13 protein-coding genes are annotated in these 13,738 nt (G+C 66.7%); 6 read left to right on the top strand and 7 right to left on the bottom strand.

The genetic code is table 11. From position 1 onward, the window contains the following. Position 1 precedes the first annotated feature (1 nt). Entirely contained in the window at positions 2-1,252 is a 1,251-nt protein-coding gene (locus ACQP1T_RS03915; RefSeq protein WP_433758589.1) for an extracellular solute-binding protein, read from the bottom strand. Between the two features lie 194 nt (positions 1,253-1,446). Here ACQP1T_RS03915 and ACQP1T_RS03910 point away from each other — a divergent pair, with 194 nt between their 5' ends. The 6 genes from ACQP1T_RS03910 (at position 1,447) to ACQP1T_RS03885 (ending at position 7,843) form a co-directional block, all read left to right on the top strand. Beyond that, positions 1,447-2,361, top strand: coding sequence for an SIS domain-containing protein (locus ACQP1T_RS03910; RefSeq protein ID WP_433758588.1), 915 nt, complete (start codon positions 1,447-1,449; stop codon positions 2,359-2,361). 30 nt (positions 2,362-2,391) lie between these two features. After that, entirely contained in the window at positions 2,392-3,384 is a 993-nt protein-coding gene (locus tag ACQP1T_RS03905) for an ROK family protein (protein WP_433758587.1), read from the top strand. Continuing rightward, the gene (locus ACQP1T_RS03900; RefSeq protein ID WP_433758586.1) at positions 3,381-4,529 is read left to right on the top strand and encodes an N-acetylglucosamine-6-phosphate deacetylase; all 1,149 of its coding nucleotides are present in this window, start codon (positions 3,381-3,383) and stop codon (positions 4,527-4,529) included. The genes ACQP1T_RS03905 and ACQP1T_RS03900 overlap by 4 nt, the downstream gene beginning before the upstream one ends. Then, the gene (locus ACQP1T_RS03895) at positions 4,526-5,476 is read left to right on the top strand and encodes a hexose kinase (protein ID WP_433758585.1); all 951 of its coding nucleotides are present in this window, start codon (positions 4,526-4,528) and stop codon (positions 5,474-5,476) included. Before ACQP1T_RS03900 ends, ACQP1T_RS03895 begins: the two co-directional genes overlap by 4 nt. Continuing rightward, on the top strand, positions 5,473-6,300 hold the full coding sequence (locus tag ACQP1T_RS03890; protein WP_433758584.1) for a class II fructose-bisphosphate aldolase: 828 nt from the start codon (positions 5,473-5,475) through the stop codon (positions 6,298-6,300). The genes ACQP1T_RS03895 and ACQP1T_RS03890 overlap by 4 nt, the downstream gene beginning before the upstream one ends. Positions 6,301-6,427: 127 nt before the next feature. After that, the gene (locus ACQP1T_RS03885) at positions 6,428-7,843 is read left to right on the top strand and encodes a glycosyltransferase 87 family protein (protein ID WP_433758583.1); all 1,416 of its coding nucleotides are present in this window, start codon (positions 6,428-6,430) and stop codon (positions 7,841-7,843) included. A gap of 104 nt (positions 7,844-7,947) precedes the next feature. Here the strand turns inward: ACQP1T_RS03885 and ACQP1T_RS03880 are convergent, their stop codons facing one another. The 6 genes from ACQP1T_RS03880 to ACQP1T_RS03855 all read right to left on the bottom strand — a co-directional run bounded on the left by ACQP1T_RS03880 (position 7,948) and on the right by ACQP1T_RS03855 (position 13,664). Continuing rightward, positions 7,948-8,556 carry a hypothetical protein gene (locus tag ACQP1T_RS03880; protein ID WP_433758582.1) on the bottom strand — a complete coding sequence of 203 codons (609 nt, stop codon included), beginning with the start codon at positions 8,554-8,556 and terminating at the stop codon, positions 7,948-7,950. Between the two features lie 138 nt (positions 8,557-8,694). Continuing rightward, complete coding sequence (locus ACQP1T_RS03875; protein WP_062983496.1) at positions 8,695-9,051, bottom strand: DUF3349 domain-containing protein; 357 nt, start codon at positions 9,049-9,051, stop codon at positions 8,695-8,697. A gap of 12 nt (positions 9,052-9,063) precedes the next feature. Next, positions 9,064-9,345, bottom strand: coding sequence for a hypothetical protein (locus ACQP1T_RS03870; protein ID WP_433758581.1), 282 nt, complete (start codon positions 9,343-9,345; stop codon positions 9,064-9,066). 11 nt (positions 9,346-9,356) lie between these two features. Beyond that, entirely contained in the window at positions 9,357-10,607 is a 1,251-nt protein-coding gene (locus tag ACQP1T_RS03865; RefSeq protein ID WP_433758580.1) for an anion permease, read from the bottom strand. Between the two features lie 89 nt (positions 10,608-10,696). Then, positions 10,697-11,983: a lipase family protein gene (locus ACQP1T_RS03860; protein WP_433758579.1), complete on the bottom strand. Its 1,287-nt coding sequence runs from the start codon at positions 11,981-11,983 to the stop codon at positions 10,697-10,699. Positions 11,984-12,152: 169 nt separating this feature from the next. Further along, entirely contained in the window at positions 12,153-13,664 is a 1,512-nt protein-coding gene (locus ACQP1T_RS03855; RefSeq protein WP_433758578.1) for an ATP-dependent DNA ligase, read from the bottom strand. Between the last annotated feature and the right edge of the window lie 74 nt (positions 13,665-13,738).

Raw genomic sequence — 13,738 nt, 5'->3', positions numbered from 1 at the left:
GCTATTTCGCTGCTTCCTGGATCCGCTGCAATACCTGAGCCGGGTCCGCGCCCTGTGCGATGGTGCCCATCTGCTGATGCATGGCACCCTGCGCCGCGGCCCATTTCGGGTTGTTGCTCGGATAGAACTTGGCCACCGGCAGGGTCGCCGCGAACGCCTTGGTCACCGGATCGTCGGCGAGCACCGCGGTGGCACTGGTCGTGATCGGGATGAAATGCTCGTTCTTGACGAAGTTCGCGTATACATTCGCCGAGTAGAAGAAGTCGAGAAACTTTTTGATCGTCTCGGCCTTCTTGCCATCCTTCTTGAATGCCATCAGATGATCGGCCACGCCGAGCGTGACCGGCGCACCGTCCTTGGTCGGCGAGGGCGCGGTGGCGTACTTCAGACCCGGATTCTTATCGGCGATCTGGGCGATGGTGGGCGGCAGCCCCTCGATCATCCCGATCTTGCCCTGGATGAACGAATTGATGACGTCCTTGCGATTGGTCGCACCCGGATTCGGCTGGGTGACACCGGCATCGAAGATCTCTCGCATGGCCTTGACACCCTCCAGGTTCTGCGGGGTATCCACGGTGATCTTGTCGCCATCGGACCAGTTGCCGCCCGCGCCGAAGGTCCACAGCGACGTCTCGGCCTGCGATTCCTCACTGCCCAGCGGCAGACCGTAGCCGGAGACACCGCCGCCGAGTGCCTGGATCTTCTTGGCGGCATCGGTCAGCTCGGCCCAGGTCTTCGGCGGCGTGCTCACCCCGGCCTTCGCGAAGAGGTCGGTGTTGTAGAACAGGGTGCGGGTGGAGGCGAACAGCGGCATCGCATACTGCGTGCCGTTGAGCGAAGCGTTCTTGGCGAAGCCGGGCTGCACGTCGGCCAGCACATTCGGGGAGACGACCTCGGAGACCGGATAGAGCATGCCGTCACCGGCGAAGCTGGCGTAGGCGTCGATATTCAGCAGATCCGGGGTGGTCGACTTGGACTGCAGTTTGGTCTTGACCACATCGTTGATCGACTCCCATGACTCCATCTGCAGGTTGACCTTGTAGTCCGGATTCTGCTTCTGGAAGTCATCGATGATGTGATCCCACAGCGCCTTCGTGCCATTGGCACCGTCGCTGTAGGTGGGGGCCAGGAAGTTGATCGTCTTATCGGAGTCGGCCGAATCCTTGGAGCCGAAACCACAGGACGAGACGGCGAGCGCGAGGCCGGTGACCAGCGCGATCCCCGCGAGGACGCCGTGCAGGGGTCTTTTCACGAGCAGAACCTTTCAAATTTTCGCTCCGAGCGCTACCGCAGCGCCGATGATGGAGCGAACGAATCGCTTGTGCCGATCCTTTCGACCGACCTGCAAGCAGTCGCTACGGATAAGGCTAGACCCAATCGTGATCGTATGTGACTGATTTGCTCGTAAATTTGACATGAACGATCACGCGGGGTGATTCTGTTGTTGTGCCGATCTCCGCTCACCCCACCCCCGTGCCCCATCTGGCCGCCGAAGTCGCCACCCAGCCGGACGACTGGGTGCGCGCCGACGCCACCGCCGCCCGACACCGCGCCGTACTGCCCCAACCGGGCGAGCGCGTCGCCGTTATCGGCTGCGGCACTTCACTGTTCATGTCCCGTGCCATCGCGGCACTGCGCGAGAGTTCGGGCCAGGGCATTACCGACGCCTGGCCCGCGAGTGAGGTCCGCGCCGGTCGCGATTACGACCGCTACCTCGTCATCTGTCGCTCCGGCACCACCACCGAGGTGGTCGATGCCATGCGTGCGATCCCGGCGCACATTCCGCGCACCGTCATCTGCAGCAGTCCGGGCACCCCGGTACTCGACCTGGGCGATCCGATCCTGATCGACGAGGTCGACGAACAGTCGGTGGTGCAGACCCGCTTCGCCACCACCGCGCTGGCGATCCTGCGCTGGCATCTCGGCGAGGAGCTGCGTCCGGCCATCGAACAGGCCAGGGCGGTACTCGCCGAAGACCCGGCGACGGCACTGGCCGCCGTGCGGCGTGCCGAGCAGATCAGCTTCGTCGGGATGGGATTCGCGGCCGCGATCGCCGAGGAGGCGGGGCTCAAGCTGCGCGAATCCTGCCAGTCCTGGACCGAATCGTATCTGCAGACCGAATACCGGCACGGTCCGATCAGCATCTCCACCCCCGGCCGCGCCGTGTGGGCGTTCGGACCGCTGGTTCCCAATTTCGCGGAAGATGTGGCCGTCACCGGCGCGCATTTCGAACACCGCGATATCGATCCGATGGCCGATCTGGTCCGCGTGCACCAACTCTGTGTGCTGCGCGCCGCCGACCAAGGACTCGACCCGGACCATCCGCGCAACCTGAACCGTTCCGTCGTTCTGGATCGGTGACCGGTCGCTACCAGGAACTACTGTGCGGATATGGGTACCGAACAGCCCCCGACCACCGCGCACCGCGACGATTTCGCGGAACGCACGGGCGTGGCGAACTCGGCGTTGACCGATGACCTACTGGTGCTCGGCCTCGATGTCGGCGGCACCACGATGAAGGGCGAGGTCACCGATGCGGCGGGCACGGTGCTCGCCTCGGGTGTGGTGGCCACACCGCAGGGCGAGGCGGCCTTCGGAACCATGGGGGCACTCGGTGATCAGCTGCTCGCCGAGTTGACCGATGACCAGCGCGACCGCGTCGCACGCGCGGCCGTCCTGCTGCCGGGCATTGTCGATCCGGTCCGTTCGATCGCGGTATTCAGCAGCAATGTCGGTTGGCGCGATGTGCACATCGGTGATCGGTTCACCGCTCGCTGGGGTATGCCGGTGCTGATCGAACACGACGTCGCGGTGGCGGGCTGGGCCGAATGGCGCTTCGGCGCCGGGCGCGGCCACGATGACGTCTGCGTGGTCATTCTGGGCACCGGCATCAGCGGCACCCTTTCCGTCGGTGGCCGTCTGATGCGCAGCGCCTATGGACAGACCGGCGAATACGGACACATCCCGGTTCGGCACACGGACGGATTGCGTTGTCCCTGCGGCAATATCGGCTGTGTGGAGACCGTGGCATCGGGTGCGTCCATCGCCCGCGCCTACGCGAAGCGAACGGGCCACGAAACGGCCAGCGCGGCCGATGTCTTCGCGATACTCGATACCGATTCGGACGCCAAAGCCGTTGTCGACGAAGCGATCAGCGCACTCGCCGACGGGCTGCTCGGCCTCATCCACGCGGCCTGTCCCGAACTGATCATTCTCGGCGGCGGCCTGGCCGGGGCCGGTCCCGCGCTCACCGAACCCCTGCAGCACACCATTGCCGAACGTCTGCGCGTGGTGCCCGCGCCGCGGGTGGTGCTCGGCGAATTCGGTGCCCGCGCGGGGCTCATGGGTGCGGCCCTGTTCGCCAGACAGGGAGAGCTGGCATGAGGCGCGAGATTCGCGGACGGATCGTTTCGGCGACAGCCGAATTCGACGACGGCGTAGTGTCCGTCCGCGCGGGCCGAATCGATCGGGTGCGGTCACTCGCGGACTGGACTGCCGCACACCCGGATTCGACCGTGCCGCCGTTCTCCGGCACCGTACTGCCCGGCCTCGTCGATATCCACAACCACGGCGGATTCGGCCACCGGTTCGACACCGTCGACGGGGACGAGGCGCGCGCAGCCGCCGAATTCCATCACACGCACGGCTCGACCACCGTGCTGGCCAGCGTTGTCACCGGCGCCCCGGCCGACATGATCGCGCAGGTCGCGACGCTGCGCGCGTTGGCCGCGGACGGCACCGTCGCCGGAATCCATGCCGAGGGACCGTTTCTGGCCGCCGCACGCTGCGGTGCGCAGGATCCCCGGTATCTGCGCGATCCCGACCTCGAGCTGACCGAACGCCTGCTCGCCGCCGCCGACGGCCATCTTCGGGTCATGACGCTAGCCCCGGAGCTGCCGGGATTCGACAAGGTCGCCCAACGTCTTTCCGATAGCGATGTGGTGGTGTCGCTCGGCCACAGCGATTCCGATTTCACCGGGTTCCGACAGGCCCTGCGACCCAATGGATTCGGTGGTCTCGTCACGCACTTGGCGAATGGAATGCCGCCACTGCATCATCGAACACCCGGTCCGGTGGCCGCCGCACTCGTCGCCGCGGCGCAGCGCCGGATCGTCGTCGAGCTGATCGGTGACGGGGTACACGTCGACTCCGGTTTCGGCGCATTGGTTTTCGCGGCCGCGCCCGGACAGGTCGCGCTGATCACCGATGCGATGCAGGCCGCGGGCATGCCCGACGGCGAATACCAGCTGGGTCCGCAAGTCGTCCACGTCGCCGATGGCGTCGCCCGGATATCCAATGGATCCATCGCGGGCGGCACCGCTCACCTTCTGCGTTGCCTCGCCTGGGCGGTTCGAGAATGCGGTGTGCGCTTGCGCGAGGCCGTGCTTGCCGCCACTTCGGTACCCGCCGCGGCGGCCGGACTGACCGATGTGGGCGACCTCAGGACCGACTATTTCGCCGACCTGCTGATTGTCGATGACAATCTACAGTTGCGCCGAGTGCTCAGACGTGGACAGTTGTTGACGTGATCCTCACCGTGACAATGAATCCCGCTTACGACATGACCTACCGGGTAGAGCATTTCGAGCGCGGCCAAGCCCATCGGGTCCGTTCGGTCGAGCAGCGCATCGGCGGTAAGGGCATCAATGTGACGCGGGTGCTCAATCAGATCGGAAAATACGCCAGGGCAACAGGTTTCTCCGACCATGCCTACGCCGCCGCCGCCGAGCTGGAGATGCCGGTCGACTTCGTGCACGCACTGCCCTGGGTCCGGCGCACGGTGGTGATCAGCGAATCCGGTGACGGCACCGCGACCGCGCTGTGGGAGCCAGGCGCGCGGGTCTCGAATCCACATGCCGCCGAGCAACTCTCGGTCCGCGTGGCGGGCATGCTGACCGATATCAACGGCCTGGTCATCTCCGGATCACTGCCCGGCGGTATCTCCCATAGCCTGCCCGCCGACATCGCGCGCACCGCCATCGCCGCCCGTGTCCCGACCATCTGCGATGTCGACGGCGAGGCATTGCGCCTGGCCGCGCAGGTTCCCGGCATCGTGCTGATGCCGAATACCGAAGAGCTGGAACGGCTCACCGGACGCGTTCCGGTGACCCCGGACGAAGTCGTCACGGCCGCACTGCCGCTTATCGAACGCGGAGTGCGCGCCGTCGTCGCCACCCGCGGCGCCGAGGGCATGGTCGTGGTCACCGCCGAGGGCGCGTGGTCGGCGGTGCTACCCGAACCGCTCGCCGGAAACCCCACCGGCGCGGGCGATTCCGCGACCGCCGCGGTGATCGCGGCACTATCGGATGCGAAGGACACCCCGGACTGGCCCGCCGTGCTGGTCGATGCCGTCGCCACCTCCGCCGCCGCGGTCGTCATCCCGGTCGCCGGTGAAATCGACCGCCGCGTACGCACCCAAATCGCACCGACGGTGATCGTCGACCGACTAGCCACCCCGCAGGAGACCTCCCCATGACCTCGAGACCCGTCGCGGACCTGATCACGGCCGCCCGCCCGGGCGGTCTCGGCGCCTTCAATGTGATCACCATCGAACACGCCGAGGCGATCGCCGAGGCCGCCGAGGCGGCGAAACGGCCTGTGCTGCTCCAGCTTTCGCAGAATACGGTGCACTACCACGGCAACCTGGCCCCGATCGCGCTGGCCTGCTTGCGCATTGCCGCCGACAGCAGCGCCGATATCGCCGTACATCTGGACCATGCCACCTCGTTCGAACTCATCCGCACCGCGGCCGACCTCGGTATCGGTTCGGTCATGTACGACGGTTCCACCCTCGACTACGCCGAAAATGTCGCCGCCACAGCCGATATCGTGCGCTGGTGCCACGAGCGGGACGTCTTCGTCGAAGCCGAACTCGGCGAGGTGGGCGGTAAGGACGGTGCGCACGCACCCGGCGTCCGCACCGATCCGGACGAGGCCGTCGAATTCGTCGCGACGACCGGCGTGGACGCCCTCGCCGTTGCCGTCGGCTCGTCGCACGCCATGCAAACCCGCACGGCCGAACTCGATAACGACCTGATTGCCCGACTGTCCGCGAAAGTTCCCGTCCCCCTTGTGCTGCACGGCTCCTCCGGGGTCCCCGATGCGGGTCTGCGCGCCGCCGTCGCGCACGGCATGACCAAAATCAACATCGCCACCAGGCTGAATGTCCTTGCCACCGGGGCGATCCGGACCGCGCTCGCGGACAGTCCCACCATTGCCGATCCACGCAGGTACCTGCGGGACGCGCGGGACGCGATCCGCGCCGAGGTCGAACATCTGCTGCGGGTGCTCGCCGGGTAGTTTCGCCAGCCCCGGGAAAGTTGGGCAGCCGACGGTGAGCAGCGATGTTACGATGGATTGCCTTTAGTTTAGCTAAGGATTTGCTGTCCGCTCGAGCTGTATCACCTGATGAAGGAATAACAACTCCATGGCTGTCATCCTGCAAACAGGAGAACAGCGCGCTGCCGGTGTGGGGACGCAGCCCAAGGTCTCGCACAAAATAACGCTCAGTGCCGCAATCGTATTCGCCTCCCTGTCCATCGGCGCCTGGCTGCTGTTTCTGCGGCCCAACTGGCAGATGTACTGGCACCAGGTCGATCTTCAGGTCTATATGTGGGGCGGCGCGGCCGCGGCGACTCATCCCGCGCTGCTGTATGACGGCCGCGGACCGCTCGGCCTGCCTTTCCTCTATCCCGTCTTCGCCGCCTGGATCTGCGCCGAACTGTCGCGCTTCCCGATCAACTACATCGGGACCGGCGTCACGGTGCTCACCATGGTGTCGCTGTTCGTGAGCGTCTGGAGCGCCGCAAGGCTTCAGCGAATCCGCCGTGGCACGGGTCTGCTGGCATTGAGCATCGCCGTCACCGGCGCCGCGATCTGGTTGGAGCCCGTCCAGCAGACATTCCGGTTCGGTCAGCTCAGCGCGATCCTCATGGCATTGGTTCTGGCCGATCTCGCCATGCCCAAGGAAAGCCGGTATCGGGGCATCCTCATCGGCATCGCGACCGGACTGAAGCTGACCCCGGCGGTTTTCATCGTCTATCTACTCATCACCCGCCAGTTCCGCGCCGCGGCGACGGCCGCCGCGACCTTCGGCGCCACGGTGGCGATCGGCTTCTGGTACCGGCCGGACCAGGCGCTGCAGTTCTGGACAACGACCACCACCTCGCAGAACCGGATCGGCTTCGCCTACGTGCAGAATCAGTCGATCAACGGCATGTTCGGCCGCCTGGAATGGTCGACCTGGAACGACACCACCTCCTCGCTCGTCTGCGCCGGATTGCTCGGACTGGCCGGAATGGCGGCGGCGCGGATCGCGTACCTGCGCGGTGACGAATTGCTCGGCGCACTGCTCGCGGCCACGGTAATGCTGCTGGTCTCGCCGATTTCCTGGACCCACTACTGGGTGTGGATCGCGCCCGCGCTGCTGTGGGTGATCCACGTACTGCGCCATCGGCCGCTGGCCGTCCGGATAGCCATACCCGCGCTCATCTATCTGTTCGTATTCGCCTGGCCGCTGCGGGCCGACCGGTTCGGCGCATGGGATCCGGATCTGCCACTGCTGCCGCAGGGGCTGATCTGGCAGGTACCGCAGACCGAGGGCCGCGAATTCCGTTGGACGCTATGGCAATTCCTGCTCGGTGATGCCTACGCCCTGCTCGCCACCATCGCACTGATCGCCGCGATCGTCTGGCTGATTCCGCTCCGACCGAACGCCGCGCAGCTGCCCGACGAGGGGTTCGCGGACCGGCGGCGCGAGCGAGGGGTGGGCGCCGCCGGTCGGCGAGAAGACGGTCCGAGCAGTGAACCGCCGGGGTCGAGCGAATTGGAAGCCGTGGGGTAGGCCTCAGTCTCACTGGAAGCCGCTTCTGGTTCGCCGACAACCTCATCCTGCTCCGGTCACCTCGAGAATGCCGGCAATCCAGCTGTGAATCGGCTGGGAACCGCTCAGCCCGCACTACCGGTGGACGGGCGGGCCTGCCGCCGCCGCTCACACTCCGCGTGGTCGGCGTCCGGGCGGTCGTCGCCGGTCAGGCTGCAACCCTGTCGGTCGTATCCGGATTCGTCACGACCGGACCGGTTGTAGCCCCAGAGGTCGTAGCCGTCGCGGTCGTACCCGAACTTGTCACGACCGGCGTGGTCGTAGCCCCATGCGTCGTAACCGCTGTGGTCGTAACCGAACCGGTCGCGGCCCGAGCGGTCGTAACCCGAATGGTCGTAACCGGAGCGGTCGTAGCCGCCACGGTCGTATCCGAAGCGATCGCGGCCGAAGCGGTCGAACCCATCGGGACCGTATCCGTCCGGGCCGTAGATGTCGGGCGGCGGGGTCGGACTCTGGGTCGGTGGGAGTGTCGGGGCCTGCGTGGGAGCGGGTGTGGGGATCGGCGCGGGAGCAGGTGTCGGGACCGGGGCTTGGGTGAGGGTTGGCGTCCCGGTGCCCGGGATAGCGAATGCGGGTGCGACAACCGCCGCGGGAGCGAGTGCCAATGTCGCGGCCACAACGGTTTTCGCCAGCGTCCGTCGTACCGTGTGCGAACTCGTCGTCCACAGCGTCATGATCGACCTCCTTCTCGAAACGAAGCGCCGCGTCGCGCTCCGATCGGACTATCGGTCGGTCGACCAGGATCGGTACAGGAAGAGATCTATGCCACAGCGAATGCCGTTCCGTCCGAACGGAACTCGGTTAAAACTGCGCTAATCGGCTGTCGGATCAGCGGATTCGGGATCGTTCAGTGGAGTCGCCAGCGGCCAGCCGCCGGCCGCCAGATGTGAAGCGACCCTGGCGATATCGTGCGCGTCCGGCTGCTCCTTGGCCATCCGCGCGATCGCCGCCTCGATATCGGCGTGGCTGATCTCGCTGTCCGGATTGGAGTCGACCAACTCCTCGGCGATCGCCACCACCTCGTAGTCGGTCAGATGGCGGTGCAGCACCGCGAACAGGGCGACGTAGTCCGAGCGCGGAATCCCCTGTGGATAACCGGCCCGCAGCCAGCCGATGACCCGGCCGAGCAGATTCGGACGAACCTGAGCGGATTTCGCTGGATCAGTCACGGGTCACCCTTCTCACGCTCCGAACAGATGAATACCGAATCTAGCGGCCAGGAATGCCTTCGCGGTGTAAACAATTCCCGTAACAATCGCGGCGATGATCAGCGCGAAGCAGGCGTACGCACCGGCCAGGGCCGGGTAATTGCGGTGCACGGGACCGCCTTCCGCGGGCACGGTGTCGGCGATCGACCAGAGCCGGACGCCGACGGCGAAGACGATCGGCAACCCGGCCCCGAGCAGCAGACCGGCGACGGTCACCTGCCACAGCGCATTCAGATTCGTAACGAGTGTGTGCACGATGCGCCTCCTCAGACCTGGGCCGAACGACTATTGGTTCCCGGCGCGGGCGATCCGTTGGGCGGCGAACCCCTGTCCTCCGCGGCCGGCGCGGCGTCCTTCGCAACCTCGGTACCCGAGTTCGGCGTGTCGCCGGGCCACTCGTTGACATTGCCGGTGTCCACCGGATCGCGCCGCGACCGCAGATACATCACCGACGACAGCGCGATCAGCAGCGCGAATACCACCAGCACACCGGGCAATCCACCGATGACGTGCGCGATGGCCCAGCAGATCGCCCCGGCCACACCCGCGAGCGGCAGCGTCAACAGCCAGGCGACCGTCATCCGGCCCATCACACCCCAGCGCACCTCCACGCCCTTTCCCAGTCCGGTGCCGAGGATGGATCCGGTCGCGGTCTGCGTGGTCGAAAGCGGCAGCCCGAAATGGGCCGAGGTGAGGATGATCGCGGCGGAGGAGGATTCGGCGGCCAGCCCCTGCGGCGAGTCGATCTCGACCAGCCCCTTGCCGAGGGTGCGGATGATCCGCCAGCCGCCGAGGTAGGTGCCCGCCGCGATGGCCACGGCACAGGCGGCCATTACCCAGAGCGGCATTTCGTCGTTCTTGGTCAATGTGCCGTGCGCGACCAATGCCAGGAAGATCACGCCCATGGTCTTCTGCGCGTCATTGGTGCCGTGCGCCAGCGAGACCAGTGATGCCGAACCGACCTGGCCCCAGCGGAAGCCCGCGTTCACCTTGTCGGGATCGGACTTTCCGGTGATCCGGTAGACCGCCCAGGTGCCGATGGCGGAGACCAGTGCGGCCACGATCGGCGCGAGCAGGGCGGGCAGCACGATCTTGGTCAGCACACCGTCCGCACCGTGCGCCCAGATCACCCCGCCCCAGCCGAGTGCGGCGATGGTGGCGCCGATCAGGCCGCCGAACAGTGCGTGCGAGGAACTCGACGGCAGGCCGAACAGCCAGGTCAGCAGATTCCACAGAATGCCGCCGACCAGACCCGCGAACACGATGATGAGCAGCGCCTCGCCGTGCACGGCGTCGAGTCGGACGATGCCCTTGGCCACCGTCGCGGCGACCGCGACCGACAGAAAGGCGCCGAGCAGATTCAGGACCGCGGATACCGCGACGGCGACCCGTGGCCGCAGTGCGCCGGTGGCGATCGAGGTCGCCATGGCATTGGCGGTGTCGTGGAAGCCGTTGGTGAAATCGAATGCGAGTGCCGTGACGATGACGATCAGGAGTACCAATAGGTCCGCGGTCACCCCTCCAGTGTGCGGCACTCGCGATCCGGATTGCCATGCACTGCCGCTTGTCGGGACGCCTTTCCGATCGGTTACCGTGGAACTTCGCTCTACCTGTTGATCTTCGCGCAGCCCGTCGGTGCGGGTGCCCCCGCGAGGCGTTGATCGATCCAGGAGTTGGCGGCCGAAACCCCGGCGACGCTGACGATCAGATGCTCGCCGAGGTAGGCCTCGAACCGCACCGGAACGCCCAACCGGCACCAATCGTCGTAGAGGTGTTCGGCCCCGGCGAAGGGCAGCCAGAACTCGTTGATGCCGTGATAGAGGAAGACCGGTACCCGTGGCGCGGCGGTGCCGAGGCGGTTCTCGGCCAGGATCTCCCTGATCATCGGCAGCTTCGTCGGGTGAGCCACATCGGTGAGCGTCTCCGCCGGTATGGGCGCGAGCGCGCCGAGCAGCGCCGCGTCCAGAAAGCAGAGATCCTTCGCGAATTGCGATAGCCGCCAACCGTTGTCATTGAACAGCCCCATCATCTCCGGGTACTCCCTGGCCAGCCCGAGGGTTGCGGCCAGGAATACCCCGGACGCGGCATTGGCGCCGTTCATCGTGTTGATCAGCATGCCGAAGTCGGCGGGAACGCCACCGACCACGGCACCGACGAGGTTCAGCTCCCCCGCGTATTCCGGTGCGAGTTGCGCCGCCCAGCCGGAGGCGATGGCACCTCCGGAGTAGCCGGACACAACGGTGGGCGCATCGGGCGACAGACCCAACTCGGGCGTCTGCACGGCGGCGCGTATCGAATCCAGCACGGCATGTCCGGCCATGCGACCGGCCGCGTATGCCTGCCGCGGGCCCTGGTGATCGGGCACGAGCACCGCATAGTTCTTCGACAGCGGCACCTGCACCGAGCGGAGACCGGCCGACAGACCCAGCTTGAGCTGCTGTGAAGGCGCACACAGGTTGCCGAGTGAATCGATCGCCACGTTGTAGGCGACGAGGGGGCGCGATCCCGAACCCTGCCATGGCGCGATGGGCACGAGCAGGTTGGCGACCACCGGCACCGGGCGGCCCTTGGCATCGGTCGATCGGATCAGCAGTTCGGTGGCGGTGACCGGTGTCGGCTTCAGCCCGATATCGACGGCACGCGCCGCGACCACCGCGCCCGGACGCAGATTCTCGAAACCCCGCGGCGGTGTATAGAACGGGTCGTCCAGCGGCGACGGCATGACGGCGGCGGGATCACGTGCGGGGTGCAGGATATCGGCGACCGGATTCGGGTCCGCCGCAGCCGTTCCCGGCACCGCAACACCGACCGCCGCCATCGCCCCGAGACAGGTCACCGCACCGAGCACCGCCGCCTTCCGCATCGGCCGACCGATGGCCGACCACGATCCCATCCATCGTTTTCCTGCCGTACCGAGCAACGCCGAGCCCCCGTTTCCGAGCGTGTACTGGACCGAATCGGAGTCAGTCTGGCCTATGACCAGCACAAATGCCGGGAACAGACCGTCGAGCCCGGATAACGATTCGGTCGCCCCTCCGCGGGCGCGCGGTTCGGCGACTCGATCAGGGCAGCAGCGCGCGGACCGTTTCGATGGTGTCGGCCTCGGCGGCGGACTTATCGGGCCGATAGCGCACAACCCGGGCGAAGCGCAGCGCGACACCGCCCGGATAGCGCGGGCTGACCTGAACGCCGTCCAGGGCGATCTCGACCACGAGTTCCGGCCACAGGTAGACGGTGTACTCGTCGCGGGCGCGCTCATGCCGCGGGAATTCCGCGGTCTGCCACTGCAACAGCGCATCGGTGAGGCCCTTGAAGGTCTTGCCGACCATTACCGGATCACCGGTTTCCGGATCGCGCGCGCCGAGATGCAGATTCGACAGGTATCCGGTACGGCGGCCGTAACCCCATTCCGCGCCGAGCACCAGCAGGTCCAGGGTGTGCGTCGGCTTGATCTTCTGCCAGGACCGGCCCCGGCGTCCCGCGGCGTACGGCGCGGTCAACGACTTGACCATGACGCCCTCGTGCCCGGCGGCCAGCGCGCCGTCGAAGTACTCCGCGGCCGCCTCGGCATCCGGGCGGATCAGCGCCGGGATGCTGTGCGCGGCCGCCACCTTCGTCAGTGCCGCGCGGCGCTCGTGCAGCGGGGCGTCGAGCAGGTCCGCACCGTCGAGATGCAGACAGTCGAAGAAGTACGGGTGCAGCAGCAATTCCCTGGTCGAGCTGACCTCGGCGAAGCGGCTCATCGTCTCCTGGAACGGACGCGGCCGTCCGGAATCGTTGAGCGCCAACGTTTCTCCGTCCAGCACCACACTCGTGCAGTCGAGCTGGGCGACCAGATCGACCAGTTCCGGCACGCCGGCGGTGATATCGCGCAGCGTCCTGGTGAATACCCAGACCCGCGAACCCTCGCGGTGCACCTGGATGCGCGCGCCGTCCAGTTTGTGCTCGACGCTCACCTCGGCACCGAATTCGGCCATCGCCTCATCCAGCGTCGCGCCCGGCGAGGCGAGCATGGGTTGGATCGGGCGACCGACCTCGAGCCGGAATTCGCTCAGCGCCTCGGCCCCACCGGTCAGCGCGGCGACGGCCGTCACCGGCAGCTGCCCGGAAAGCATGTACGCCCGCCGGACCAGCTCGATCGGCACCGCCCCGGCCACCGCGACCGCCTCGGCGACGATCGCGGTGAGCGCGCCCTGACGCAACTCGCCACCGAGCAGGCGCATCAGAAAGGCCTGCTGGTCGGCGGTCGCGGCGGTCCACAATCCGCGCAGCAATTCCCTGCGCCGGTTGGTCGAGCCGGGGCCGGATGTGGTGGCCAATTCGCTGAGCGTGTTGTCCACCGACGAAACCGACAGCGTCGCAAGCTCACTCGGCTCACATTCGAGTGCGGTCAGGGTGCGCCAGCCGGTGCCGATGCGCCCCTGTCGCAGTTCACCGGAAACCCACGCGACCACCGGCTCCAGCTCATCCGGGGCGGCCGCGGACAACAGCGCGGCCAGGGTCGAGATTTTCGTCTTCCGGGAGCGGGTCGCACGGACGGTCTCCGAGGCCTGCACGACGTCCGAGAACAGCATCACTCGACGGTAACCCGACCCTGTGACATATCGCTCAGCTCTGCTGCTAATTACCCATTGGCAGGTTTGCGAAT

Source organism: Nocardia sp. CA-135398, assembly GCF_050955845.1.
Classification (GTDB): Bacteria; Actinomycetota; Actinomycetes; order Mycobacteriales; family Mycobacteriaceae; genus Nocardia.
Note: the sequence above shows the minus strand (reverse complement) of the source record. Positions and strands in the feature narration are given on the sequence as shown.